The following is a 23465-nucleotide window of genomic DNA, read 5'->3' as shown; positions in this document are numbered from 1 at the left end:
GTGACCATTCCTTTCCAGTCCTCCACCGCTCCGACCCTTGGGGTCGAGATGGAACTACAAATCATCGACCCCGCGACGGGCAACCTCACCCCGCGCGGGCCGGAGCTGGTCACTTTTTGCGAGGAACACCCGGAGGTCGGACTGGTCGTCAAGCCTGAACTGGTGCAGGCCACCATCGAGATCAACACGGGCATTTGCAAAGATGTCGCCCAGGTCGAGCGGGATCTGACCACGCAGCTTACGCTGCTGCGCTCTGTCTGCCGCGAGCGCGGCGTGAGCTTTCTCTCGGCCGGCACCCACCCCTTTGCCCGCTGGCGCGAGCGGCGCTACACCCAGACCCCCCGCTACCGCGCCTTGGTCGACAAACACGTCTGGACGGCCCGGCGGATGCAGATTTACGGCCTGCACGTCCATGTCGGCATGCCCGACGGCGACACGGCCATCCAGGTGATCAACCAGATCACCCAGTACGCACCGATGCTGTTGGCGCTCTCGGCCAATTCGCCCTTCTGGGAGGGTGACGACACGGGCCTGGATAGCTGCCGCACCAAAGTTTTCGAGAATCTCTCCTCCGCCGGTCTGCCGTTTCGCTTCGAGAACTGGGAAGGCTACGAAAATCTGATCAACGTGCTGCTGGAGACCGGTTCGATCGGCAGCCAGCGCGAAATCTGGTGGGATATCCGGCCCCACTCCGACTTCGGCACCATCGAGGTGCGCATCTGCGACGCCACCCGCACCCTGGCCGAGGTGCTCGCCCTCACCGCCCTGGTGCAGTGCCTGGCGGTGTATTTCCGGCGACTCTACGAGAACGGCGAGGAGATCCGCCTGCTGCACCCCGGCATCATCCGCGAGAACAAGTGGCGCGCCTGCCGTTGGGGCCTGGAGGGCGAACTGATCGACCCCCTCACCCTCAAAGGTGTTCCCACCCGCAAACTGATTGAGCAGACCGTGGGCGAGATGCAGTCTCTGGCGGCAGAGTTGGGCTGCAGCGCCTATCTGGCGGCAATTCCCGCCATACTCGCATCCGGCAACGGTGCCACGCGCCAGCGGCGCATCTACTCCCAGTCCCGCTCGCTGGTGGCGGTGGTCGCCGACCTCGAAGCGGGCCTTGCCACCTAGGTATACTTGGTGAGCGACCGCAGCTCCTGGGCACAATTGGGAGGGTGTGAGGATGGTGCCATCTCCTTCGGCAGAAACGCTCACCCTTATCGTGCAAAGATTGGTCGATGCTCTCCATCCCGAACAAATCATTCTGTTTGGATCCCGTGCCTGGGGTACGCCCCGTCAGGACAGCGACTTTGATTTGTTCTTGATTATGCCCGGCGAGACAAAAATCACCCTGGATTTGCAGGCTGAGGCGTACGCAGCATTGTTTGATTTAGGTATATCTAAAGATATCGTTCTTTCTAATCGCGCTCACGTTGAAAAAACAGCGCATATTCGAGGTTCTCTAACTTACCGGGTATTGTACCAAGGAAAAATCATCTATGGATGAACAAACCCTTCGGTTCGTTCAATCCTGGGTGTATAAAGCGAGTGAAGATCTTGATGCTGCTGAAGTACTCTCACAATGCAGTCCTCCGCTGTTAAGTAGTGCTACGTACCATTGCCAGCAGTGTGCGGAGAAAATAATGAAAGCGTTGTTGGCAGTTCACGGCCAAGCCTTGCGTACGCATGACCTAACGGCCCTGGTTGTTGAACTGTCTACCTACGAACCTCAAATATTAACTCTGCGCGAAGAAGCGATTAGACTCAGTCCTTTTGCAACACGTTTCCGGTATCCCGATGACCTCTCTTTCGACGCACTGCAACCGGAATTGGAAATTTTTGAGCGGGCAATGAATGACGCGAGAACTATCTACAGACTCGTACTAAATCTGCTGCCCTCTGCAGTGACAGCCAACTTCATCAACAGTAATGAGCTATAAACTGCTCGCCGGTGGCGGTGAGCGCTGCTCTCGAAGCCGGTCTGGCCACCCAAAAACTAGCGCAATACAAGTCGCGCAAAATAAATTCATAGATCAAAGTCTATTATTTTTGAAATAATCATTGACTTGTTTCCGGTTGCTTGTAACGGTAAGTTAAATGCAAGCACAGACAAGCTGGAAAAGCGCTTTGTTTTTCCGGTGCGCGCGGCAGGTGAGTTTACCTGTAAGCGTGGAGTCTCAGGACTGTTTGGCTTTGTCGCATGTCGAAGATTGCGCAGCAAATTTTTGCTGACGCACCGAATCACATCGTCCGAATCTGGGAGGTATTTTATGCATTGCGCCACCACAGGCCGCAGACCCGTCTATTTTCGAGCACTACTCGCCGCTTCGGCAGTGGCGGCAAGCCTTCTGGCACCTGTGGCCGCACGGGCGCAGGCGGGGCCACCGGGGGCGGTCGAGCAGTTTCAACTCTGGACCCAGGTGGCGGTGGCCAAGTCCTTTGCGCCGGGCATCAAGGGGATTATGGAGATCTGGCCGCGCTTTCGCTCCCGCCCGACCTTTGCCCTGGATCGGATTTTTTTGCGCCCGTGGGTCGCTTTTCGGGTCGATGAGAGCAACAGTGTCTGGCTGGGGGCGGCGGCGATTTTGAATTACCCGGCCGGCCGCAGCGAGCAGACCGAGACCCGGTTTTTGCAGCAGCACGTGGGGGCTTATCCGGCGGGAGACTGGACGATTTCGACCCGCCTGCGCGTCGAGGAGCGCATTTTGCCCAACGCCCCAAGTTTGTCGGTGCGCTTGCGGGCGCGCGCCGGCATCGAAGTTCCCCTCGACCCGGACAAGATTTGGTCGTTTATTCTCAACGACGAGATTTTCTTCAACCTCAATGACGCCGGGGTCAACAACCTCAGAGGCGGGCTCAGCGAAAACCGCGCCATCGCAGGATTCAAGACCAAGGTGGCGCCGGGGGTAGGTATCGAGTTCGGCTACCAGCACAATTGGGTTAACCGCGATACGACCTTCGACGATGTCAAACACTGTCTGCTGTTCAACATCGGCTTCGACATCGACGAGATGGCGGCGGCACCCAGGCAGGCCGAGGCGACAGACGACAAGAAAGTCGGTGCCGAAGCGCAGCCCGAGGTGGTCGTAGCCCAGAAGCTCCCCGAGCTCCCTGAGCCGACCGTGGACATTTTTGCCTCCGAGCCCCAGGAGCCGACGGTCGCGCAACTGGCCGCCGAACCCCAGAGCCAGACCCGGCTTTCAGCCCAGATTGCCGCCGCCCAACCGGCCCAGAGGGCTACCCAGGCGGATTCCCCGCAAAAGCAAGAGAAGCCGTTCAAGCCGCTGGCGATGGATTTTCTCGATGGCGATGCGGCGGAGTCCTATGACCCCTAAATCGTAGGCACTTCCGGACCGGTTCTGCCTCTCGGATGCATCGGCAAGCAAGATAGAATGGCTGACGTTTCGCCTGAGAGGCTACAACGCAATGTTTCAGGACCGCTTGATTATCTTCGACACCACCCTTAGAGACGGCGAGCAGTCGCCGGGGGCCACGCTCAACGCCGACGAAAAGGTGGAGATTGCCCGGCAGCTTGCCCGACTCGGTGTCGATGTGATCGAGGCCGGTTTTGCCTACGCCAGCCCCGGGGATTTTGAGGCGGTCGAGCGGGTGGCCCGCACGGTGGGTACCGAGGACGGGCCGGTAATCTGCAGTCTGGCGCGGGCCATCCGCTCAGACATTCAAGCGGCGGCCGAGGCGATCCGCCCCGCCGCCCGCGGTCGTATCCACACGTTCATCTCGACTTCGGACATTCACCTGGAGCACCAGTTGCGCAAAAGCCGCGCCGAGGTGCTCGCCATCGCCGCCGAGATGGTGGCCTTTGCCAAGGGTTTCGTGGACGATGTCGAATTTTCACCGATGGACGCCGGCCGCTCCGCCCCGGAGTATCTCTACCGGGTGCTCGAAGCGGCAATCGCAGCCGGGGCGACGACCGTCAACATCCCCGACACGGTGGGCTATCTGACGCCCGCAGAATTCGGCGGCCTCATCCGCGGGATCACCCAGAACGTGCGGGGCATCGAGCGGGCGGTGATTTCGGTGCACTGCCACAACGACCTGGGTCTGGCGGTGGCCAATTCCCTCGCGGCCATCGAGAACGGTGCCCGTCAGATCGAGTGCACGGTGAACGGGATCGGCGAGCGGGCGGGCAACTGTTCTCTCGAAGAAATCGTCATGGCCCTGCACGTGCGCCGCCAGTTCTTCAACCCGATCTTCGGCCGTCCGGCCGATTCGACCGTACCCTTGAGTACCATCGACACCCGCCAGATCTACAAAAGTTCGCGGCTGGTCTCCCACCTGACCGGCATGCTCGTCCAGCCCAACAAGGCGATCGTCGGGGCGAACGCCTTTGCCCACGAGTCGGGCATCCATCAGGACGGCGTGCTCAAAAACCGGCTCACCTACGAGATCATGGACGCCGAGACAGTCGGGGTCAACGAAAACCGCATCGTCCTGGGCAAGCACTCGGGCCGCAACGCCTTTCGCACCCGATTGGTCGAGTTGGGCTACGAACTGGGCGACGCCGATCTCAACCGTGCCTTCTTGCGCTTTAAAGAACTGGCGGACAAGAAAAAGACCGTGAGCGACTGGGACATCGAGGCCGTCATCTCCGATGAAATTCGCCTCATCCCCGAAGCCTACCGCCTGGAGCAGGTGCAGGTGAGCTGCGGTGAGCCGGGACTGCCCACCGCCACCGTCCGCCTCACCGGCCCCGACGGCGTCGAGCGCGTCGATGCGGCCGTGGGCACCGGCCCGGTGGACGCGGTCTACAAGGCGATCAACCGCCTTATCGAACTACCCAACGAACTGATCGAATTTTCGGTGCAGTCGGTGACGGCGGGCATCGATGCGATGGGCGAAGTGACCATCCGCGTGCGCCAGGACGGACGCACCTTCAGCGGCCACGCGGCCAACACCGATATCATCGTCGCCTCCGCCCGCGCCTACCTCAACGCCCTCAACAAGCTCCACTTCGCTCTGGCCCACCCCACCCACTCCGGCGGCGCCCTCGCCCACCCCGACGCCGCCGCCCAGAAACTCTGATGGTCGCCCTCTCCCGCCGCCACTTTGTCAGCTCAAGCCTCGCGGGGGCGGCGGCACTGTGGCTGCCTGCCGGTGCGCGGGCCGCCGCCTGCCCGCGCACCGAGAGCCTGACTGCCGGGCCGTTCTACCGGCGGGGTGCCCCGGACAGCACGGATCTGAGGCTCTCGGGGGTGGCAGGACGCGAGTTGGTGCTCGATTTAACGGTGCGCGGCCAGGACTGCAAACCCGTCTTTCCGGTCCTTATCGATCTGTGGCACGCCGACCCGCGGGGCAACTACGACCTTGAAGGTTTTCGCTTTCGCACCCGCCATGCCTCCGACCGACCAGGCGTCAGGCTTGTCACCTTTGTACCCGGCCGCTACCCGGGCCGTACGCCCCACCTGCACCTCACCGTGAGCGCCCCCGGCCACCGGCCGCTCACCACCCAGCTGTACTTCCCCGGCGCAGCGCTCAACGAGCGAGACTTTCTATTTCGCCCGTCTTTGCTTTTGAACCTCGCTTCCGATATTCAAAGCGCAGGGCCGCTATCCGGCAGTTACACTTTCTACCTGCAACCTGCCTGAGCGCTCAAGCCTTTTGGTATCGGACAAGCACTACGGCTCAAACCCCAATACCAGGTCCAGGGCCGAGCGGACGGCAGGCCAGTACTGCGCCTCCAGCACCCCGATCCGTTCGAGGACACGGCTGTGATCGATACTGCGGATCTGCCCCACATCAATAAAGCGATCTTGGTCCAGGCCATTCTGCGCCGACGCCTGCACGTTGACCACGTAGGGGGCTTTTCTGGAGCCCGGCCGAAAGGGCATCACAACCGTCAACAGCCCATACTGATTCATCACGTCGTCCTGCACGATAAGCCAAGATCGGGTCTTCTGAATTTCGGCTCCAAGGGTCGGATCGAGCCGCATCCAGCGGATTTCGCCGCGCCGGTAAGTCAGTTTATCGTTCGGCACCGATGCTGTCTCCTGCGACGCCGTCCCAGGCGGCAAGCTCCGCAAGATACTCCGGATCTTCGGCATCGTGCTTGAGCGAGGCGATCAATTCCGCTCGCCGCTGCGCGCTGCGCTGCCGATGCAACAGGGCGTTGAGGTAATCGCTGCGGTTGCCCCCGGCCTGGGCGTCCAAAAAGGCCAACGCTTCCTCATCCAGAGTGACGGCTATCTTGCGTTTCACGGGCGTGAGTGACCTTAGAGCGCATTTATCATACCAGTTTATCCTACTTGCATTGTCTCCGGCCTGGCCGCCCGCAATGTAAAGTTTTTCTCACATAACCCTCACGTTCGGCTCACGGTCCTTTGGGACTCTGAAGATATGAGCTTGAAGCGCTCAATTACCAACTTTCAGCCCCGGAGGAACCCGTCATGATCACCCGTTTCGCCCCCATGCTCGCCGCTTTCGCCCTGGTTGCCCTGAGCGTTCCGGCCATCGCCGCGGACAAAGACGCCCAAAAATCCGAGTCGCCCCGTCAGGAAGTCCAGGCCGACAAGCAGGCCGCCTCGGGCAGCATCGTCTTCGGTGACGAGAAAAAGTGCGTCGATAACCCGCGCTTCAACCCGGACAACGACGAGAACGGCCCGCGCGCCTCGGAGTCCTGGAGCGATTCGACCCCCTACGTCGGCACTGCGACCGCCGGTCTGGTGGCCTGCCGCTAGTGGCCCGGTTCAGACCAGTTTCCTGCCACCTAAAGGTGACGCCCGCCCGCCTTGGGCGGGCTGTTTTTTGGCATCGCAAGCCCGCGCGCCGCCGTTTTGGGAACGGGAATGGATACTCGGCCAATACAAGGAAAAAACTCCCAAAGCTCCCTAAACCGTTCAATACCTGTTGCAATCCTTCCTGTGCCACAATTTGTAGAGTTTTTACTGTTCTTGAATTGCCTTCTTCGAGCCTGTCTCCGTCAATCAGTAGAACCGAAGTGCCGTATTCTCCTCTTTGCAGCCCTCGCTCGCGGCGCTGGAGCGCTTGGTGCACCATTTTAAGGGGGTCGCCCCCACAAAGATTGTGTACATCAAGGTGAAGGTACCTGTCAGCCTCGTCGCACAACTCCTGCAACCACCGACAGAAGGCCTGTTCCCCATCCCCCTCAACAGCAAAGAAGAGACGCTTGCGAACACGTCTGAATTGCCGTTCACCTCTGGGCATTTGCATCAGCCAATCCGCGGTATGGCGCTCAGCACACCGCCCAGGTATTTGCGGGCAAGGCTGGGCTCCCGACGCAACCCCTGAATGTGCTGGGCACCAAAGATCTGCGTTCCACCTTCACGGTCTTTTTCTGTAAAGTAGATCTCTTCTTTTTCCAGAAAGTCCATCAGTCCGGCATTGTGTGCTGTGAGAAATAGTTGAGCTCCGTGAGGATTGCGCCCGGGGTCATGGAACTAGCGAAATACCTCCGGTATTAGCAAAGGATGGAGGTCTGCATCCAGCTCGTCGATGATTGCGATGTTTCCCCGATCGAGGGCGTACTTGATGCTCAGTTTGCGTCTTTTTTGTTGAAACATGAGTTTAGCATTGCATAATCTGCTTCTTGGTTGCCATTGCAGGTAGCAAAACCAAGACTTGGATCGCAACGAACCTGAAAACCTCGCGACTGGGTCGCCGCACGGGGTTGCGGACCAAACGCTCAGAGGGGAATCTAGAGGTACCGTCGGGGTGAGGGCGATGGAGCAGGAACTGGGCAACTTGCTGAACGAGGAACTGTTGTCGGAGATAGCCGGTAGCCGTACCTTTGCGCGCGGTCGGGAGTATTGCCGCTCCGGCCGCGTGCATTCGCTCATCGAGCGCGAGGGGAGACTCCGTGCCGTCGTCGAGGGCGCGCAGCTCTATCAGGTGCAGCTGTGGGCAGAGGATGGCGAATTGGCTTATGCCTGCGATTGTCCGGTCGGCAGCGACGGGATCTTCTGCAAACACTGCGTGGCGGTGGCCCTGGCCTGGCTCGACGATCCCGAAGCGGTCGAGGAGCAAACCGCGCAGCACCGGACGGCCGAGTCGAAGCTGCGCACCTACCTGGAGGGTCTCGACCGCACAGAACTGGTGCGGCTTCTGCTGGAGCAGGCCGCCCAAGATGTCGACTTCGGCGAGCGATTGCAGTTGAAAGCGGCGGCCACCGCTGAGCGAGTGGATGTGGCGACATTCCGGCAGAGTTTACAGCGGGCACTCGCGACGGACGGCTACGTCGAATACGGCGAAGCCAGGGGGTACGCCCAGCGGATCGATATGGTCCTCGATTCGATCGCCCAATTGCTCGATGCCGGTCAGGCCGAAGCGGTAATCGACCTGGCCGAAGAAGCGCTTGAGCGGTTGGAGGAGGTGCTCTCCCACGGCGTCGACGATTCTGAAGGTCATGTGGGCGGTATACTCATGCGCGCCCAGGAGTTGCACCATCAAGCCTGTCACCTGGCCAGGCCCGATCCCGAGGAACTGGCCCGCTACTTGTTCGATTGGGAGATGCGCGCCGAGTTCGACACGTTCTTCGACGCGATGGACAGCTACGCCGAAGTGCTGGGCGAAGCCGGTACCGCCCTCTACCGGCGCCTGGCCGAGGCTGAATGGCAGCGGCTGCCGGCTTTGAAACCCGGGGATCAGCGCAGCTTTGAGGGAAATCGTTATCGTCTGACCCGGATCATGGAGCGCCTGACGGAGCAATTGGGCGACATCGACGCCCTGATTGCCGTCAAGAGCCGGGATCTGTCCTCGGCCTATGCTTTTTTGCAAATTGCCGAACTGTGCCGCACGGCCGGTCGGGATAACGAGGCGCTCGAGTGGGCAGAACGGGGCTGGCAGGCTTTTAACGAGCGCCCCGACGGTCGGCTGCGCGATTTTCTGGTCGACGAATACCAGCGGCGCGACCGCTTCGACGCAGCGTTAAACCTGGTGTGGACCGAATTTAACGAATCTCCCTACATGACCACCTTTGCCAAACTCAGGAAGTTTACCGAGGGATACGGCCTGTGGCCTCAGTACCGCGAGAGTGCCCTCGCCCACATCCGTGCGCTGATTGGGAAAAAGCAGGATTATTCTAGCGGCCGGTACGGCGCGCACCTGACCGACGGCTCACTGCTGGTCGAATTTTTCTTGAGCGAAGGTGATGTCGATCAAGCCCTACGCGAGGCTAAAGCCCTCGGCTGCGATCAAAGACTGTGGCTAAGACTGGCCGAAGCGCTGGAACTGGAGCACCCTGAAGAAGCGTTGCCCATCTACCGGCGTCCGGTAGATGCACTCATCGAGCAGACGAACAACGACGCTTACGCCCAGGCGGTGCGGCTGTTGGTGAAGGTGCACCTGCTGATGGACCGGCTCGGCCGACACGAACAGTTCGAGGATTGGCTTGCACACCTGCGCAAAACCTACAAAGCCAAGCGCAACTTCATCAAGCTGGTGAACACCAGTTTCTGACTGCATCATAAAAACAACCCCGCCCTGGAAGCCAGAACGGGGTTGGATTGAGACTGCGGATTTACCGGGTTAATCCTCGGAGAACTCCATCTCGCGGGGGCCGCCGATGTTTTCGTAGGTGGGCCGGTTCGGGGTGCGCCGTCCGCCGACGTCGGCCATCAAGTCGACTTCGACGTCGCGCGAAGAGCCGTCGTGCTGCGTCTCGATCTTGTGGACCGACACGTCGAGGCCAAGGGACTGCAGTTCGCGCACGAGCACCTTGAAGGACTCGGGAATGCCCGGGCGCGGGATCGCCTTGCCCTTGACGATGGCGTTGAGCGCCTCGTTGCGGCCGGTCATATCGTCGGACTTGACCGTGAGCAACTCCTGCAAGGTGTAGGCGGCGCCGAAGGCCTCGAGCGCCCACACCTCCATTTCGCCGAAGCGCTGGCCGCCCTGCTGGGCCTTGCCGCCCAGGGGCTGCTGGGTGACCAGGGAGTAGGGGCCGGTGGAGCGGGCGTGGATCTTGTCGTCCACCAGGTGCACCAGCTTCATCATGTAGATCTGACCCACGGTCACCGGCCGATCGAACGCCTCGCCCGTGCGTCCGTCGTAGACCTGAATTTTGCCGATGTGCTTGCCGGTGTCGGAGTAGACCCACGGATCCCCCGTCACCTCGCGCGCCTCCATCAGCTTCTCGTGGACCAGGTAGCGCGACGCTTCTTTGATGTACATCTCATCAAAGGGAGTGACCTTGAAGCGCACGTTGAGACAGGCACCGGCCCAACCGAGCAGCGTCTCGAAGACCTGGCCGACGTTCATGCGCGAAGGGACGCCCAGCGGATTGAGGACAATGTCGACCGGGCGGCCGTCGGGCAAGTAGGGCATGTCCTCCTTGGGCAGAATTTTGGAGATGATGCCCTTGTTGCCGTGGCGGCCGGCCACCTTGTCGCCCACCTGCACCTTGCGCTTTTGGGCCAGGTACACGCGCACGACCATATTCGCCCCCGGCGGCAACTCGTCGCCCTGCTCGCGGGTGAAGACGCGCACGTCCACGACCCGGCCTTTTTCGCCGTTGGGCACCCGCAGCGAGTTGTCGCGCACGTCGCGCGCCTTCTCGCCGAAGATGGCCCGCAGCAGCTTCTCTTCAGGCGGCTGGTCCGATTCGCCCTTGGGGGTGACTTTGCCCACCAGGATGTCGCCCGCTTCCATCCAGGCGCCGATGCGCACGATGCCGCGCTCATCCAGGTTGCGCAGCGAGTCTTCGCCGACGTTCGGAATTTCGCGGGTGATCTCCTCGGGACCGAGTTTGGTCTGGCGCGCTTCGATTTCGAATTTTTCGACGTGGATCGAGGTGAACACGTCGTCGTAGACGAGCCGTTCGGAGATGAGGATGGCGTCCTCGTAGTTGTACCCTTCCCAGGGCATGAAGGCCACCAGGATATTTTGACCGAGGGCCAGTTCACCCCCCTCGGTGGCCGAACCGTCCGCCAGGATCTGGCCGTTGCGCACCTGGTCGCCGACGTTGACGATTGGGCGCTGGCTGAGGCAGGTGTCCTGGTTGGAGCGCTGGTACTTTTGCAGCGGGTAGGCAAATTCCTGGCCGTTCTCGCCGCGCACCCGGATCTGCTCGCCCGAGACGTAGGTGATCGCCCCGTCGATGTCGGAGACAATCACCATGCCCGAGTCGCGGGCCGCCTGCCCTTCGAGGCCCGTGCCCACCAGGGGCCGTTCGGGGCGCAACAGCGGCACCGCCTGGCGCTGCATGTTGGCGCCCATCAGCGCCCGGTTGGCGTCGTCGTGCTCAAGAAACGGAATCAGCGAAGTGGCCACCGAGACGATCTGAATGGGCGAGACGGCCACGTAGTCGACCTCGGCCGGGGAGGCGAGGCCGAACTCCTGGCGATAGCGGATGGTGACCGGGTTGGCAAGGATGTTGCCCCCCTCATCGACGGCCACGTCCCCCGCCGCCACCCGAAATTCGTCCTCCTCATCGGCGGTGAGGTATTTGATTTCGCCGCTGAGCCGACCGTCTTTGACCACCTTGTAGGGCGTCTCGATGAAGCCGTAGGAGTTGACCCGGGCGTGGGTGGCAAGCGAACCGATCAGTCCCGCGTTGGGGCCTTCGGGCGTCTCGATCGGGCAGATACGGCCGTAGTGCGACGGGTGGATGTCGCGCACCGCGAAACCGGCCCGCTCGCGCGTCAGACCGCCGGGACCGAGGGCCGAAAGACGGCGCTTGTGGGTCAGCTCGGCGAGCGGATTGGTCTGGTCCATAAACTGCGAGAGCTGCGAGGAGCCGAAGAACTCCTTGATGGCGGCCACCAGCGGTTTGGGGTTGACCAGCGAGGCCGGGGTGAGCGTCTCGGCTTCGCTGACGGTCATCCGCTCGCGGATGATGCGCTCCAGGCGATTGAGGCCGACGCGCACCTGGTTTTGCAACAGCTCGCCCACCGAGCGCACCCGGCGGTTGCCGAGGTGGTCGATGTCGTCGGGGGAGCCGATGTCGAATTCGAGGTTGATCAGGTAGTCGATCGAGGCGAGGATATCCTGGGGAGTGAGGATGCGGGTCGTCTCGGGGACGCTCAGCCGCAGCTTTTTGTTGAGCTTGTAGCGGCCCACCCGGCCCAGGTCGTAGCGCTTGGGATCAAAGAAGCGGGTCTCCAGAAGCTGCTGGCCGCCGGAGACGGTCGGAGGCTCGCCGGGACGCAGCTTGCGGTAGAGTTCGAGCAACGCTTCTTCTTCGGAGTAGTTGCCTTCTTTTTCAATCGTTTTCTGGAAGTACTCCGGATGGCGAAAAGCGTCCAGAATTTCGTTGTCCGAAAGGCCCAGGGCCTTGAGCAGCACCACCGCCGAGAGTTTGCGGGTCTTGTCGATGCGCACCCACACCAAGTCGTTGGCGTCGGTCTCGAATTTCAGCCAGGCGCCGCGGTTGGGGATGAGCGAAGCGTTGAAGGTCTTACGGCCGTTGGTGTCGAGTTCTTGCTTGTAGTAGACCCCGGGAGAACGGACGATCTGGTTGACGATCACCCGCTCGGCACCATTGATGATAAATGTGCCCCGGTCAGTCATCAAAGGCAACTCGCCGATAAAGACCTGCTGCTCTTTGATTTCACCGGTCTCTTTGTTGACGAGGCGGGTGGAGACGTACATCTGGACCGAATAGGTCGAGTCGCGCCGCTTTGCCTCTTCGACGGAGTACTTGGGTTCTTTGAGTTTGTAGTCCTGCAGAAAATGCAACTCCATCTTGCCGGTGTAGTCGGTGATGGGTGAAAAACTCAACAACTCCTCGATCAGACCCTCTTCGAGGAACCAGCGAAAGCTCTCCCGCTGGATCTCGACAAGGTCGGGCAGCAAATAATTGGGCGTGGTCAAAGCGTTGCTCATGCGTACCTCAGGCAGGGCGTCAGCATAGCGAAAGTCGGGCACAGGACAGCAGGGACGCCAAAGGCGCCCGACAGGTTTTCCATCATACTTCAGACGGAGTACGAACCGCCAGCATTTCGTCCTCGCGGCACTCCCGGGTCCGCGGCCGAGCGGCGACGATCGTTCCGTATAGGACGAGACGAGAGGACACCCGCATGGTACCTATCATTGCCGATGACAAACGCCTGGCGATTGCCGTCAAACTGGCCGACATCAAGGCCCTTCAGGAGTTGCTGATCACCATCGAGCAGCGCCTGGTCACCCTGTCCGACGACCCGGACATCCGCAAGCGGCTGGGGGACATGCTCGCAGACGATCAGAAAAATCTCACCATCATCGAGAACACGATCATCCAGTACGGCGTCAAGGGCGAACCGCGCGACACCGTCGTCGAGATGACCGACAAGCTGAACGACCTGATGCAAAGCAGCAAGCTGAGCCTCTACGACAAGTTCAGCCAACTCGAACTGCTCAAGCACCAGGCGGCGATGGCCGGCATCCTGGTCCACAAGGCGGCCCAGCTGGTCGGTGCCGACATCGATGCGGCCATCGCCCCGCTCAATACGGTCAACTTCGAGAACCGCGCCCACCAAGAGCAGCTCAAGGGCATCCTGGAGGTGCTCGGCACGCGCGAGCTGACCGGCAAAGAGGCCGACCAGGGTCTGTGGGCACGGGTGCAAGATTCGCTGGCGGCCCTTTCCGGCGTCTTCGGCTCGGTCATCTCCCACGGCGAGGGCGGTGCGGACATGAAAGTGACCGACATCGTGCGCATGGACCACCAGAAGGTCAATATGCTGTTCGGCCAGATCCAGGGCACGAACGACCCGGCCAAGAAGTTGGAATTTTTTAACCAGCTCTACGGCGATCTAAGCGCCCACGCCGAGGCCGAAGACCAGACCTGGTACGCCGACCTCAAGCGCTTCGACGACAGCATCGAGAAAGCCGAGTTCGCCTACAAAGATCAAGACGAACTGGTGGCCCTTCTCGAACAAGTTAAAACCAGCGGCATCGATTCTGCCGAATTTGACTCGCGCCTGGCCCAGTTGCAGCAGAAGGTGACCAGCCACGTCAACTACGAGGAGGCCGAGCTTTTTGCCAAGCTGCGCCAGCACTTCAGCGATGAGCAGCTGCGCGAGATGGGCAAACAGTTCCAGATGGCCAAAAGCCGTTACCAGGACATCCGGCAGCAGCAGATGACCGGCCGTTCGTAAAACGTTCGAAACATTGAACGATAGGGGAGGCAGACGGCCTCCCCTTTTTTATTCTTGCGAACTGACCTCGCGCTCGGAGCGCAGTTGCTCGACCAGGGTCTCAAGCTCGCTCGCTTTGACCTGGTAGACCTGGTTGCAGAAGTGGCAGGTGGCCTCAGCCCCGCCGTCTTTTTCGATCATATCGAGCAGTTCGGCTTCGCCCATCATTTTGAGTGCCCCCAGGACCCGCTGCGGCGAGCAGTGACAGTGGAAGCGCACCAACTGCACCTCCGGAAAAATTTCGAGGCCCATATCCCCCAGCAGTTCCTCGAGAATCTGGGGGATGCGCTTGCCCGAGCGCACCAGGGGCGTAAAACCTTCTACACTCGCCAGTCGCCTCTCAAGCGTAGCGGCCAGTTCCTCGTCCTCCTGGCCATCGGCACTGGGCATCACCTGCAACAGCAGCCCGCCGGCCGCATCCACCCCGTCGGCGCCCACGAACACCCCGAGCATCAGGGCCGAGGCCACCTGCTCGGAGGTGACCAGGTAATGGGTGACATCGTCGCCGATTTCGCCGCTCACCAGTTCGGTCGTGCCCGAAAACGGGTAGCCATAGCCCAGATCTTTGACCACATAGAGAAAACCGTTCGCTCCCACCGCCCGGCCGACGTCGAGCTTGCCCTTGGGGGAAGGGGGCAGTTCCACCTGGGGGTTTTTGACGTAGCCGCGCACGGTGCCGTCGGCCCCCGCGTCCACCAGAATGCCGCCCAAGGGTCCATCTCCCTGGAGGCGCAGGTTCACCCGCGCCTCGGTCTGCTTGAAGTTGGAGGCAATCAGCAAACCGGCCGCCATCGTCCGCCCCAAAGCCGCCGTCGCCACATACGAGAGCTTGTGCCGGCCGCGCGCTTCCTCCGTCAGGCGCGTCGAGAGCACGCCCACGGCCCGGATCCTGCCCTGTGCCGCCGTCGCCCGTACCAGTTGATCCGCCATGAAAATCCTTTACGGAAATTTACACACTTTCTCTATTGTGCCCTGCCGGGGCATTAAACTGCGCCGCCCAGGTAGGCGGCGATCACCTGAGGATTGGAGCGCACCTGGGCGGGCTTGCCGTCGGCAATTTTCTGGCCGAAGTTCATAACGACAATGCGGTCGGACAGGCTCATCACCAGGTTCATATCGTGTTCGATGAGCACGACTGTGACGCCACGGCTCTGGATTTTGCGGATAAGACCCACCAGCGCGGCGGTCTCCTGGGGATTCATACCGGCGGCGGGTTCGTCCAGCAGCACCATTTGCGGATCGGTGGCGAGGGCGCGGGCCACCTCCAATCGGCGCTGATCGCCGTAGGGCAGGCGATCGGCGCTCTGGGAGGCGCGGGCGGTAAGACCCACGAAGGCAAGTTCTGCGTGGGCGCGCTCGGCAATTTGCCGCTCTTCTTCGATCCCGGCTTTGCCAGGGAGGAGGGCGGACCAGAAGCCGCCGCGGGTGCGGCTGTGGCGGCCAATCATCACGTTTTCGAGCGCCGTCATGCTGCCAAAAAGGCGGATGTTTTGAAATGTGCGCGCCAGACCGACCTCGGCAATCTGGTGGGGCTTGAGACCGGTGAGCGGCCTGCCCGCGAGGCTTGCATTTCCCTCGCTCGCCTGGTGAATGCCCGTGAGCATGTTGAAGAGTGTCGTCTTGCCCGCGCCGTTCGGTCCGATCACACTCAAAATTTCGGCAGGCTCGACACTGAAAGAGACGTTGTTGACGGCCACCAAACCGCCGAAGCGCTTGGTGAGGTTCTCGACGACAAGCAGAGGCATGGAGCGGGTGTCAGGTGTCAGAGCGTACTGGCACCCGACACCTTATCACCCTTGGGGTATGGCCGGGGTACGATACCGTTGGCGAAATATTTTGAAACAGTGAACTGCCCCAAGTAGAACATGGCAGGATTAATCGGACGCGCTTTCGGTGGGTTTTGCCCAATCGTGGTCGCGCAAATAGGCTTCCAAGTCGGTCGGCTCCGGAAAATCGCGTTTCAACTTCACCAAATCCGCTCCGTAGCCGACCTCCTCAAACCAGCGATACATCGTGGTCATTTCCTCACCGGCTTGCTGTTCGAACGCTTCAAAAGGAATTTGTTGGTAGGCGACGTTTTCTCCCAAAACGCGGCTGAACGCGGCAGCGACTTCCGTCATCGTCAGATCCACGCTTGCGACTTCCTCCTCGCGATTCAAGAAATCTGCGGGTCGCTCGAAAACCTCGGCGACCATTTCTCCGTAATCGTCTTCAGAAAGTTGCTGCAATTTCCGCTCGGGGCTGAGCGGCTGGGAGAGCGTTCCGGTTTCAATCATCGGGCGCATGGAGCTGTAATTGTACATGAAGAAAACCGGACGCAAAATCGTGTACGGCAAACCGCTGGCTCGGAGGTATCCTTCGACTTGAAACTTGCTGTCGAAATGCGGAATGCCGGTTTTGCGTTCTGCGCTGCCCACCGAGCTGTAGAGGAAATGCTGGGTGCCCACCGCTTTCGCCGCGTCTACGAGAGCCTTGCCCTGGCGGATTTCGACGTCCAACCCGTCGTCGAAGCTTTGAACTGAAAAAACACCGAAGACGCCTTGCAGAGCGCGCTCAAGTGAAGCGCGCTCGTCGAGATCTCCTTCGATGAGTTCTGCGCCCGCTTGTTTGAGTGCCTGGGCGGCGGGCTTGTTTTCGTCGCGCACCAGAGCGCGAACCATAAATTTGCGTTGCAAAAGATGACGGGACACCGCGCCGCCCTGGTGACCGGTTGCGCCGGTAACGAGAATAGTTTGATTCGACTTTTCCACTGATGTCTCCTTTGTAAACTGGTTAGCCAACCAAGGTTGCGAGTTTGCATGACGGTCGTGAAGCAGGTGATGTGCGCTCACGGCGACTCTCTGCTGTCGTTTTACCAAAAATCTCAGCCTTAACCGTCGCACTAAGGTTCGATGTTGAGGTTGAGGTGAAACGCATTGGCCGGGTCGAACCGGCCTTTGATCTCTCGTAACCGCCCGTGTTTCGCGTCGCCAAAAGCCCGCGTTACCCGCTGCTGCTCATCGCCGCGCAGGAAGTTGTAGTAAGCCTCGCCGGTGTAGGTGTCCCCGAATGACGCGAAGGCTTGCTGCGTCGCTTTTGTGATCTGCGCCATGGGCGCTTTGATGGCCGGTGTCACAAGATGCAGTAGATACGGCGCCGCCGAGGGTTGGAACGCGCCCCGCTCGGCGGCGCCATGGACGAGTGCTCCATCAAGCTGTTGAACTTCGATTTTTGTATCGCGCAGAGGCCTGAACGTAGCTTTGTCAGCAGTTCAATCAAAGTTTGCTTCTCGACATCGCTCAGATTCTCCATCCAGGCTTTGATCCAGACAAAATACGAAGGCATCACTTCGCGCCTCAGTTCTTGTCCTCTGAACCGGACAGCCAAAGTTCACATGCCTGCGGCACTCCTGAAGATTGGTGGGCTCCTACTGCTGGACGGTTAGGACCCCGACCATACCCGCCGACTTGTGGGGCGTGCAGTTGAAGGCGTAGTCGCCGGGTTTGGCGTTTGCCGGTACGGTCACTTCGAGTTTGTCGCCGGGCTTGTTGAGCAGCTTGGTGAGCGCCATCGCCTTGGCGGCAGCCGGGTCGGGGACGTTTGCGTCAAAAACGGCGTTGTGGGGACCGGCTTTGTTCATCAGCCAGACAATTTTGTCGCCGGGCTTGACGGTGAGCTTTGCCGGCACGAAGACCAGTTGGCCCGTATCTGAACCCATCTTGACGACAAGACCCTCGCCGGGGGCAGGGACGGCGGGCTCAGCAGGCGCCGAGGCGGTGGGTTCTGCCGGAGCGGTGGCACTGGGCTCGGTGGGAGCGGGGGTGGTTTCGGTGGTCGTGGTCGTGGTGGTCGTCTCACCACCGCCACAGGCGCTCAACAATACCACCAGAGCAATCGCGAAGGATACGGGGGCTTTTTTCACGGAAGTTTCCTTTGCACTAACCTTGAATTCCAATCTAACCAACCCGTCGCCCGGACTCGCTCTGTCCCCCGATAGGCAGGAGAGCGCGGCATCTAACAAGGCAAAGGAGCACCGACGCAAAGCCGCGCGCGCAATTCGGCTTCCTCGGCTTCGAGTCTGCGGGCGGCCTGCTGCAAAATCGTCCGTATCGAGACCCCGGAGCGGTAGGCGGCCAGCCAGCGGTCCGCCTCGTTGCCGTAGGCAAGCACCGATTCGACCGCCGGCAAATAGCGCTCGAAGCCGCGCTCGGCAGCCACCGGTGCCGCCTGCACCAGCCAGCGCTCGGTCCACTCGCGCACGCTCGACTCGCGGCCGGTCTGCCAATCGATCAGGCGCGCATCGAGGCCGTCGGCCGCCGCCGCCCGCTCGTTGCGATCGGTCATCTCGACCAGTTCTGTGGGGGTAAACGCACCGGCGAGCGGGTCGGGGATTTCGCCTGCAAGCAGCGCCAACAGCCGCGTCTCCACCAGGGCCGTGATCCCCAACAGCACCGGCGGCGAGGCGATCAGATCGGCGATGCGCAGCTCGGTGCGGTTGATGCGGTAGGGCCGGTCCGCACCGTTGGGGCGCACCGAACTCCACAGATGCCGGACGTTGAACATCGTCCCCAACTGCAGTTGCTCCTCCACCCAGTCGATGTAATGGGCGTGGCTCAAAAACAGCGGCACCTGCTCGGGGGTGCGCGGAAAGCGCAGCCAGCGCGTCGAGTGCGCCCCGCTCGCTTCTTCATTAAAAAAGGGCGAAGAAGCGCTCAAGGCCAGCACCACCGGCGCTTCGAGGCGCAGGAGCCGGCAAGCTTTGATGATGTCCTCGGCCTCGGCGATGCCGAAATTGATGTGGATGCTCGAAGTGACCACCCGGGTGCCGTGCTGCTCTTCGATGCGGGTGTGGTAGGGATTGTCGGGGTCGGAACGCAAGAAGCGGGCCGTGTCGTGCTTCAGGGCCAGGGCGCTGCCCGGGATAAGCGTGTAGTCCCCCAGCGTCTTGAGATAGCGCCGCAGCTGGCAGCGCGGGTGCACCAGCGCACAGAGCAGGTCGTCGTAGCCGGTGAGCGGTTCGGTGGCGTACTCGACATTGCGCCGGTCGGGTTCGAGCATGAACCCGGGCAGGTCCCGCACGATGCGGTGCGACAAACCGACAACATCCCCGGCAGCGGTACCGGTATACATCTCGACTTCAAAGCCTTTGGTCAGTAGGGCCATGCTGCGCCTTTTGATTCCCTGTCAAGATTTTAGGGGTGAGCGCGCCTGGGAACCAGGCTCCTCAAGGAGGAACATATAACCGATGCCGCGCACGGTCTGCAAAAAGCGCGGGTGGCGCGGGTCCGATTCGACTTTTTTGCGCAACGTGAGGACGTGGGTATCGACGGTGCGGGGGTTGTCCACCTGCTCGGGCCAGGCGAGTTTGAGCAGTTCCTCGCGGGTGAAGGGCACCCCCGGGCTTTTGGCCACCACGTAGAGCAGGCTGAATTCCTGCGGGGTCAGATCGATGAGGTGGCCGTCGAGCAGCACCCGGCGCTGCACCGGGTCGATGGTCAGCGGCCCGAACTGCATCGAGCGCTGCCTGAGCCGTCGGGCCAGGGCCTCGATGCGCGCTCGAAATTCTTGCATGCCGAAGGGTTTAGCCAGGTAGTCATCCGCCCCTGCCCTGAGGCCCACGACCTTCTCGCCTTCGGTGCCCCGGCAGGACAAAATCAGAATGTACGATTCGACCTGCTGGCGCAGCCAGCGGCAAAAGTCGATGCCGTCGCCGTCGGGCAACTGCAAATCGAGCACCACCAGATCCGGCCGGTGACCGCTCAGCCAGTCGCGTCCGTCCTTGAGGGTGCCCACGGCGTGGGGCCGATAGCCGTCCTGCTCCAGTTGCCAGTTAAGCAGCGCGCGCAGCTGGTGGTTGTCTTCAACGATGAGAATTTGATACGGCTTCACCGAGGATCTCCTCTAAGCGCTGCTGCAGCAGGATGGCCTGACCTTCGATCGCCTCCAGCAACTCCTGGCGCAGGCCGCTGTCCATCTGTGTCTCTGTGCGCAGTACCTCGGCGTACAGACGAATCGCCGTCAGCGGCTCACCGATGTCGTGGCGCAAATCCCGCAACGGGACGGGTTTTATCGCGTCTTCGGGCATGTTAGGTAGCTCTCTAGATCTCGGTGAAAGGTTCTCACGTCGATCGGTTTGCTCATATAGCCGTCGAAGCCCGCCGCGAGCACCCGCTCGCGATCCCCCACCAGGGCGTGGGCCGTCAAGGCCACCACCGGCACGCCGACCCCCTGTTCGCGCAGACGGGGCAACACCGACCAGCCGTCCAAAAGCGGCAAAGACAAATCCATCAAAATCAAGTCCGGCTCGCCCGCGAGGGCGGCAATCAGGCCACCGGGACCGTCCTCGGCCTCCAGCACCTGGTGACCCGCGAGGTGCAGCACGCGGCGCAGCAGATTGCGGCTAATCGGTACATCCTCAATGACCAGAACTTTCGCCATACCGTGGGGATTGCCCAGACACAGGCTCGATTTCAAGGGTATCATGGGACACGCCCGTCGGCGCGGCCAGGTTGGCAAGATGTATCACAGTGCGGGCGGGCCCGGCCCGGCGACCCCGGGCCGTGTCCCCGTTAGAATGCTGGTGTTGATCCCAGAAGCGAGATAGGCAGTCGTCGTGAGCAGTTTTTCGTTCGAATCCTCCGCAAGATTGCCCTTGAACCCGCGCTTCAAGCAGATTTTGCACGCGACGGTCAAAAGCTACATCGATACCGCCGAGCCGGTCGGCTCGAAGATGCTCACCCAGCAATACAACTTCGGCCTCAGCTCGGCCACGATCCGCAACGCCATGGCGGTGCTCGAGAGCTGGGGATTGTTGTTCCAGCCCCACACCAGCGCCGGTCGCATCCCGTCGGATTCGGGCTACCGGGTCTACGTCGATGAGTTGATTTCGCCGCCGACCGAACTCATCCAGCAGATGCGCGCCGCCCTCGCTGAGAACCTGGGGGAGCGACAGGACTTAGAAAGCCTTCTGCAGGGGGCGACCCGGCTTCTAGCCACCCTGAGCGGCTGTGTAGCGCTGATCACCGCCCCCCAGAGCGTCTTTGTGAGTGTCCGTCATCTGCAGATCGTGCACATCGGCGAGGGGCGGGCGCTGGTGATCGTGGTCACCGACGCGCTGCAGACGCGCTCGTTTTTGCTCGATCTGCCCCAGCCGGAGATGGCCGAGCAACTCGAGACGCTCAACAACTTCCTGAACCTCCAGCTCCAGAATCGGCGGCTGGACGATCTCAATGCGGCGGCCGTGGAGGCGATGGGCGGCGAGTTTCACTGGTACACCGACTTTTTGCGCGGCCTGATTGCGCTGTTGCAGCGGGTTCTGCAGCCGCCCACGGGCCAGCTTTACGTGAGCGGCGTGGGTGAAATCCTCAAGCAGCCCGAATTTGCCGAACCCGAGCGCATCCAGGCCATCGTGCAGCTGCTCGAAGTCGAGCGCGAACGGCTCGGGCCGCTCATCTCCCCGACCCAGCGCCACAGCCGGCAGATCGTCGTGCGCATCGGCGCTGAAAACCCGCTGGGGCCGATGCAGTTCTGCTCGCTGGTCAGCAGCACCTATTACCTCAACGAGGTGCCGGTGGGTTCGGTGGGCGTTCTCGGCCCCACCCGGCTACCCTACGACCGGGCCATCGCTTCGGTACAGGCCGCAAGCGACCACCTCTGCCAGGTGATGCAGGCCGAGGACGAACCGCACCGCTGGTAGGTTGGTTTTCTCGACGCCCTGACTTGCTAGCATGGAGAAAAAGTTGGCAAAACGTTTTGCCTGGATCTTTTGTGGTCGATGGAGGACAGTTCTGTGCATACTACTGAGCAGCTCAAGAAGGGAACAGTCTACCGGGTGCTTCCTGACGGCCATGGCTTCGTACAGGATGTGGCCTCGAAGTATCAGTACGTTTTTTCGGTAACCGCCCTGCAAAACTATCGGGGCGAAAGTGTGGGCGAGCTGGCGCTGCGCAAAGGGACCGAGGTCCATTTCAGGGCTGTCGGAGACAGGGTGGCATACCTCGAACTGGTCCACTAAGCCCCACATCCCTTTCCATGCCGCCCCAACTGTTTCTTGATCCCCGCGACAGAACCACTGCGGGCGTTTATCACTTCGGGGGGCCAATTCCTCTGCGCGTACGAAGATTCGGTCTTTACGCCAACATAGGCAATTGGCTGCCTGGCGATCTGGTACTGGTCAGCCCCTTGCAGCCGGACTTCACCCAGAGTTTGATTATTGCTGGCCATACCGACGGAGGTTACCAGCAGAAGGACGCCCGGTGGCACCACGCCGCCATCTACGTCGGCGACGGCGACATCTGCGAGGCCATGCCGGTCGGTGTACGCCACACCAGCATGGATATCTACATAGACGGTCGTCACTTCATCCGTGTGCGTAGGGATCTAGATCTCGAGATGGACCAACGCTGGAGAATCGCCCTGCGCGCTCTGACAAAACTCAAAACGCCCTACTCCATCGCTTCAATATTTGATTTGTTCTGGCTCTCGCGGGTAGGCTTCAACAGCGTCTCGAACGCGGTAAGGCCAAAAAGGGGCGCATATATCTGTTCGCAATTGTACGCCGACGCCTATAGCCCGATTACCGGCAAAGTGCTGCAGAACCCACGCTCGGGCGAGATTACCCCCGCTTTCTTAAGCAGCACCGATCAGCTTCAGGATGTACCAGTGCATTGGCTGCAACTGGAAGCTTGAGCGCTTTCGCCCCTCAGCCTTCCCCCCCCGACCGGGAGGGAACGGGTTTGGCCAAACTGATGCGTGCCCCTTCAAAAATCTTCGAGTAGCCCAGCTGTCTGCAGTCGTAATCGTACATGCAGAAGAGAAACCAAAATTTTTGCCAGAGCCTGTCCTGGGGGCCGAGGTAGTTGATATTCAAGCCCAGTTCCTCCGCCTCCACCGCGTTGATCACTGCCCCATGGGACAGATAGCTCTGCGCTGAGGAAAGTTGCACAACCACTTCATCGATCTTGTCTGGAGTTTGGTCATGCAGCATGCCCGTTTCAAGCACAAATTTGGCCATTTTGCGCATCCGCAAAATGGCGCTTTGGGCAATTTGCTGAACCTGGTGGGGCGCTTCGGGATCGTTTGCGATGAATTCGGCAGGCACACCGCCGAATTGAGGATCGATGGGACCGAGTTCCGAATTCACCCCCATGACGATTTGCGTTGCAGACAGTGCCACGACGGTACCGGCGCTCTTAGCCATGCCAGGGATCACCACCCTGTACCCTCCCGGCAGGCGCAGCTTGAGGACGCTGATGATCTGTTCGCACGCGTCGACGACACCCCCGGGGGTGTGGATGAGCAGATCGACATTGTCGGCGGTGCAGTCCCCCAGAACTTCGGATAAATCATAAGCATCCGGATCCGAGATCATCGCCGGGGTGCTGAGGTTGGTGAAATACACCACAAGCTCCC

General features: G+C 60.9%; 26 protein-coding genes. 12 read left to right on the top strand and 14 right to left on the bottom strand.

Going from position 1 to position 23465, the window contains the following annotated elements; genetic code table 11:
• The 6 genes from GLL_RS11865 (at window position 1) to GLL_RS11840 (ending at window position 5594) form a co-directional block, all read left to right on the top strand.
• Window positions 1-1119: a carboxylate-amine ligase gene (locus tag GLL_RS11865; RefSeq protein WP_011142291.1), complete on the top strand. Its 1119-nt coding sequence runs from the start codon at window positions 1-3 to the stop codon at window positions 1117-1119.
• 52 nt (window positions 1120-1171) lie between these two features.
• A complete protein-coding gene (locus GLL_RS11860; RefSeq protein WP_011142290.1) occupies window positions 1172-1495 on the top strand; it encodes a nucleotidyltransferase domain-containing protein in 324 nt (107 codons plus the stop codon).
• The gene (locus GLL_RS11855; RefSeq protein ID WP_011142289.1) at window positions 1488-1928 is read left to right on the top strand and encodes a HEPN domain-containing protein; all 441 of its coding nucleotides are present in this window, start codon (window positions 1488-1490) and stop codon (window positions 1926-1928) included. Before GLL_RS11860 ends, GLL_RS11855 begins: the two co-directional genes overlap by 8 nt.
• A 330-nt stretch (window positions 1929-2258) precedes the next feature.
• Complete coding sequence (locus tag GLL_RS11850) at window positions 2259-3323, top strand: DUF2490 domain-containing protein (RefSeq protein WP_164928982.1); 1065 nt, start codon at window positions 2259-2261, stop codon at window positions 3321-3323.
• Between the two features lie 91 nt (window positions 3324-3414).
• Window positions 3415-5031: a 2-isopropylmalate synthase gene (locus GLL_RS11845; RefSeq protein WP_011142287.1), complete on the top strand. Its 1617-nt coding sequence runs from the start codon at window positions 3415-3417 to the stop codon at window positions 5029-5031.
• Window positions 5031-5594, top strand: a complete 564-nt coding sequence (locus GLL_RS11840; RefSeq protein ID WP_011142286.1) for a dioxygenase — start codon at window positions 5031-5033, stop codon at window positions 5592-5594. Before GLL_RS11845 ends, GLL_RS11840 begins: the two co-directional genes overlap by 1 nt.
• Before the next feature lie 30 nt (window positions 5595-5624).
• Here the strand turns inward: GLL_RS11840 and GLL_RS11835 are convergent, their stop codons facing one another.
• Both GLL_RS11835 and GLL_RS11830 read right to left on the bottom strand, forming a co-directional pair.
• On the bottom strand, window positions 5625-5984 hold the full coding sequence (locus tag GLL_RS11835; RefSeq protein WP_011142285.1) for a type II toxin-antitoxin system PemK/MazF family toxin: 360 nt from the start codon (window positions 5982-5984) through the stop codon (window positions 5625-5627).
• Window positions 5971-6204 carry a type II toxin-antitoxin system MazE family antitoxin gene (locus tag GLL_RS11830; protein ID WP_011142284.1) on the bottom strand — a complete coding sequence of 78 codons (234 nt, stop codon included), beginning with the start codon at window positions 6202-6204 and terminating at the stop codon, window positions 5971-5973. Before GLL_RS11830 ends, GLL_RS11835 begins: the two co-directional genes overlap by 14 nt.
• A gap of 188 nt (window positions 6205-6392) precedes the next feature.
• On the opposite strand from GLL_RS11830, the gene GLL_RS11825 reads away from it, so the two are divergent.
• Entirely contained in the window at window positions 6393-6683 is a 291-nt protein-coding gene (locus GLL_RS11825) for a hypothetical protein (protein WP_011142283.1), read from the top strand.
• Window positions 6684-7175: 492 nt separating this feature from the next.
• Here GLL_RS11825 and GLL_RS11820 read toward each other — a convergent pair whose 3' ends face one another.
• Complete coding sequence (locus GLL_RS11820; protein ID WP_011142282.1) at window positions 7176-7337, bottom strand: hypothetical protein; 162 nt, start codon at window positions 7335-7337, stop codon at window positions 7176-7178.
• A gap of 349 nt (window positions 7338-7686) precedes the next feature.
• On the opposite strand from GLL_RS11820, the gene GLL_RS11815 reads away from it, so the two are divergent.
• Complete coding sequence (locus GLL_RS11815; protein WP_164928981.1) at window positions 7687-9420, top strand: SWIM zinc finger family protein; 1734 nt, start codon at window positions 7687-7689, stop codon at window positions 9418-9420.
• A gap of 69 nt (window positions 9421-9489) precedes the next feature.
• Here the strand turns inward: GLL_RS11815 and rpoB are convergent, their stop codons facing one another.
• Entirely contained in the window at window positions 9490-12786 is a 3297-nt protein-coding gene (rpoB, locus tag GLL_RS11810; protein WP_164928980.1) for a DNA-directed RNA polymerase subunit beta, read from the bottom strand.
• A gap of 194 nt (window positions 12787-12980) precedes the next feature.
• On the opposite strand from rpoB, the gene GLL_RS11805 reads away from it, so the two are divergent.
• A complete protein-coding gene (locus GLL_RS11805; RefSeq protein ID WP_011142279.1) occupies window positions 12981-14036 on the top strand; it encodes a hemerythrin domain-containing protein in 1056 nt (351 codons plus the stop codon).
• A gap of 48 nt (window positions 14037-14084) precedes the next feature.
• Here GLL_RS11805 and hslO read toward each other — a convergent pair whose 3' ends face one another.
• The 9 genes from hslO to GLL_RS11760 all read right to left on the bottom strand — a co-directional run bounded on the left by hslO (window position 14085) and on the right by GLL_RS11760 (window position 20537).
• Complete coding sequence (hslO, locus tag GLL_RS11800) at window positions 14085-15005, bottom strand: Hsp33 family molecular chaperone HslO (RefSeq protein ID WP_011142278.1); 921 nt, start codon at window positions 15003-15005, stop codon at window positions 14085-14087.
• 53 nt (window positions 15006-15058) lie between these two features.
• Complete coding sequence (locus GLL_RS11795; RefSeq protein WP_011142277.1) at window positions 15059-15820, bottom strand: ABC transporter ATP-binding protein; 762 nt, start codon at window positions 15818-15820, stop codon at window positions 15059-15061.
• A gap of 129 nt (window positions 15821-15949) precedes the next feature.
• Entirely contained in the window at window positions 15950-16825 is an 876-nt protein-coding gene (locus GLL_RS11790; RefSeq protein WP_011142276.1) for an NmrA/HSCARG family protein, read from the bottom strand.
• A 131-nt stretch (window positions 16826-16956) separates the two neighbouring features.
• Window positions 16957-17166, bottom strand: coding sequence for a BBE domain-containing protein (locus GLL_RS11785; RefSeq protein ID WP_164928979.1), 210 nt, complete (start codon window positions 17164-17166; stop codon window positions 16957-16959).
• 315 nt (window positions 17167-17481) lie between these two features.
• Complete coding sequence (gene petE / locus GLL_RS11780) at window positions 17482-17976, bottom strand: plastocyanin (RefSeq protein WP_011142273.1); 495 nt, start codon at window positions 17974-17976, stop codon at window positions 17482-17484.
• A 92-nt stretch (window positions 17977-18068) separates the two neighbouring features.
• The gene (gene gshA, locus GLL_RS11775) at window positions 18069-19217 is read right to left on the bottom strand and encodes a glutamate--cysteine ligase (RefSeq protein ID WP_011142272.1); all 1149 of its coding nucleotides are present in this window, start codon (window positions 19215-19217) and stop codon (window positions 18069-18071) included.
• Between the two features lie 21 nt (window positions 19218-19238).
• The gene (locus GLL_RS11770; protein WP_011142271.1) at window positions 19239-19943 is read right to left on the bottom strand and encodes a response regulator transcription factor; all 705 of its coding nucleotides are present in this window, start codon (window positions 19941-19943) and stop codon (window positions 19239-19241) included.
• A complete protein-coding gene (locus GLL_RS11765; protein WP_011142270.1) occupies window positions 19915-20139 on the bottom strand; it encodes a histidine kinase dimerization/phospho-acceptor domain-containing protein in 225 nt (74 codons plus the stop codon). Before GLL_RS11765 ends, GLL_RS11770 begins: the two co-directional genes overlap by 29 nt.
• Entirely contained in the window at window positions 20121-20537 is a 417-nt protein-coding gene (locus GLL_RS11760) for a response regulator (RefSeq protein WP_011142269.1), read from the bottom strand. The genes GLL_RS11765 and GLL_RS11760 overlap by 19 nt, the downstream gene beginning before the upstream one ends.
• A 130-nt stretch (window positions 20538-20667) precedes the next feature.
• On the opposite strand from GLL_RS11760, the gene hrcA reads away from it, so the two are divergent.
• The 3 genes from hrcA (at window position 20668) to GLL_RS11745 (ending at window position 22742) form a co-directional block, all read left to right on the top strand.
• On the top strand, window positions 20668-21750 hold the full coding sequence (gene hrcA / locus GLL_RS11755; protein WP_011142268.1) for a heat-inducible transcriptional repressor HrcA: 1083 nt from the start codon (window positions 20668-20670) through the stop codon (window positions 21748-21750).
• 93 nt (window positions 21751-21843) lie between these two features.
• The gene (locus GLL_RS11750) at window positions 21844-22068 is read left to right on the top strand and encodes a hypothetical protein (protein ID WP_164928978.1); all 225 of its coding nucleotides are present in this window, start codon (window positions 21844-21846) and stop codon (window positions 22066-22068) included.
• A 17-nt stretch (window positions 22069-22085) separates the two neighbouring features.
• Window positions 22086-22742, top strand: a complete 657-nt coding sequence (locus GLL_RS11745) for a hypothetical protein (RefSeq protein WP_011142266.1) — start codon at window positions 22086-22088, stop codon at window positions 22740-22742.
• 13 nt (window positions 22743-22755) lie between these two features.
• Here GLL_RS11745 and GLL_RS11740 read toward each other — a convergent pair whose 3' ends face one another.
• A complete protein-coding gene (locus tag GLL_RS11740; protein WP_164928977.1) occupies window positions 22756-23454 on the bottom strand; it encodes an SDH family Clp fold serine proteinase in 699 nt (232 codons plus the stop codon).
• Window positions 23455-23465: the final 11 nt, after the last annotated feature.

Source organism: Gloeobacter violaceus PCC 7421, from assembly GCF_000011385.1.
GTDB classification, from domain to species: Bacteria; Cyanobacteriota; Cyanobacteriia; order Gloeobacterales; family Gloeobacteraceae; genus Gloeobacter; species Gloeobacter violaceus.
The sequence above is the reverse complement of the archived record's forward strand: the minus strand, read 5'-3'. Positions and strand labels throughout refer to the sequence as shown.

What these genes read in the sequence shown, in the direction of transcription:
- GLL_RS11815 (WP_164928981.1), top strand. Translation starts at nt 7,687, where the DNA reads ATGGAGCAGGAACTGGGCAACTTGCTGAACGAGGAACTGTTGTCGGAG.
- GLL_RS11805 (WP_011142279.1), top strand. Translation starts at nt 12,981, where the DNA reads ATGGTACCTATCATTGCCGATGACAAACGCCTGGCGATTGCCGTCAAA.
- hslO (WP_011142278.1), bottom strand. Translation starts at nt 15,005, where the DNA reads ATGGCGGATCAACTGGTACGGGCGACGGCGGCACAGGGCAGGATCCGG.
- GLL_RS11860 (WP_011142290.1), top strand. Translation starts at nt 1,172, where the DNA reads ATGGTGCCATCTCCTTCGGCAGAAACGCTCACCCTTATCGTGCAAAGA.
- gshA (WP_011142272.1), bottom strand. Translation starts at nt 19,217, where the DNA reads ATGGCCCTACTGACCAAAGGCTTTGAAGTCGAGATGTATACCGGTACC.
- GLL_RS11850 (WP_164928982.1), top strand. Translation starts at nt 2,259, where the DNA reads ATGCATTGCGCCACCACAGGCCGCAGACCCGTCTATTTTCGAGCACTA.
- GLL_RS11765 (WP_011142270.1), bottom strand. Translation starts at nt 20,139, where the DNA reads ATGCCCGAAGACGCGATAAAACCCGTCCCGTTGCGGGATTTGCGCCAC.
- GLL_RS11760 (WP_011142269.1), bottom strand. Translation starts at nt 20,537, where the DNA reads ATGATACCCTTGAAATCGAGCCTGTGTCTGGGCAATCCCCACGGTATG.
- GLL_RS11820 (WP_011142282.1), bottom strand. Translation starts at nt 7,337, where the DNA reads ATGGACTTTCTGGAAAAAGAAGAGATCTACTTTACAGAAAAAGACCGT.
- GLL_RS11825 (WP_011142283.1), top strand. Translation starts at nt 6,393, where the DNA reads ATGATCACCCGTTTCGCCCCCATGCTCGCCGCTTTCGCCCTGGTTGCC.
- GLL_RS11795 (WP_011142277.1), bottom strand. Translation starts at nt 15,820, where the DNA reads ATGCCTCTGCTTGTCGTCGAGAACCTCACCAAGCGCTTCGGCGGTTTG.
- GLL_RS11840 (WP_011142286.1), top strand. Translation starts at nt 5,031, where the DNA reads ATGGTCGCCCTCTCCCGCCGCCACTTTGTCAGCTCAAGCCTCGCGGGG.
- rpoB (WP_164928980.1), bottom strand. Translation starts at nt 12,786, where the DNA reads ATGAGCAACGCTTTGACCACGCCCAATTATTTGCTGCCCGACCTTGTC.
- GLL_RS11855 (WP_011142289.1), top strand. Translation starts at nt 1,488, where the DNA reads ATGGATGAACAAACCCTTCGGTTCGTTCAATCCTGGGTGTATAAAGCG.
- GLL_RS11785 (WP_164928979.1), bottom strand. Translation starts at nt 17,166, where the DNA reads ATGGCGCAGATCACAAAAGCGACGCAGCAAGCCTTCGCGTCATTCGGG.
- GLL_RS11845 (WP_011142287.1), top strand. Translation starts at nt 3,415, where the DNA reads ATGTTTCAGGACCGCTTGATTATCTTCGACACCACCCTTAGAGACGGC.
- GLL_RS11745 (WP_011142266.1), top strand. Translation starts at nt 22,086, where the DNA reads ATGCCGCCCCAACTGTTTCTTGATCCCCGCGACAGAACCACTGCGGGC.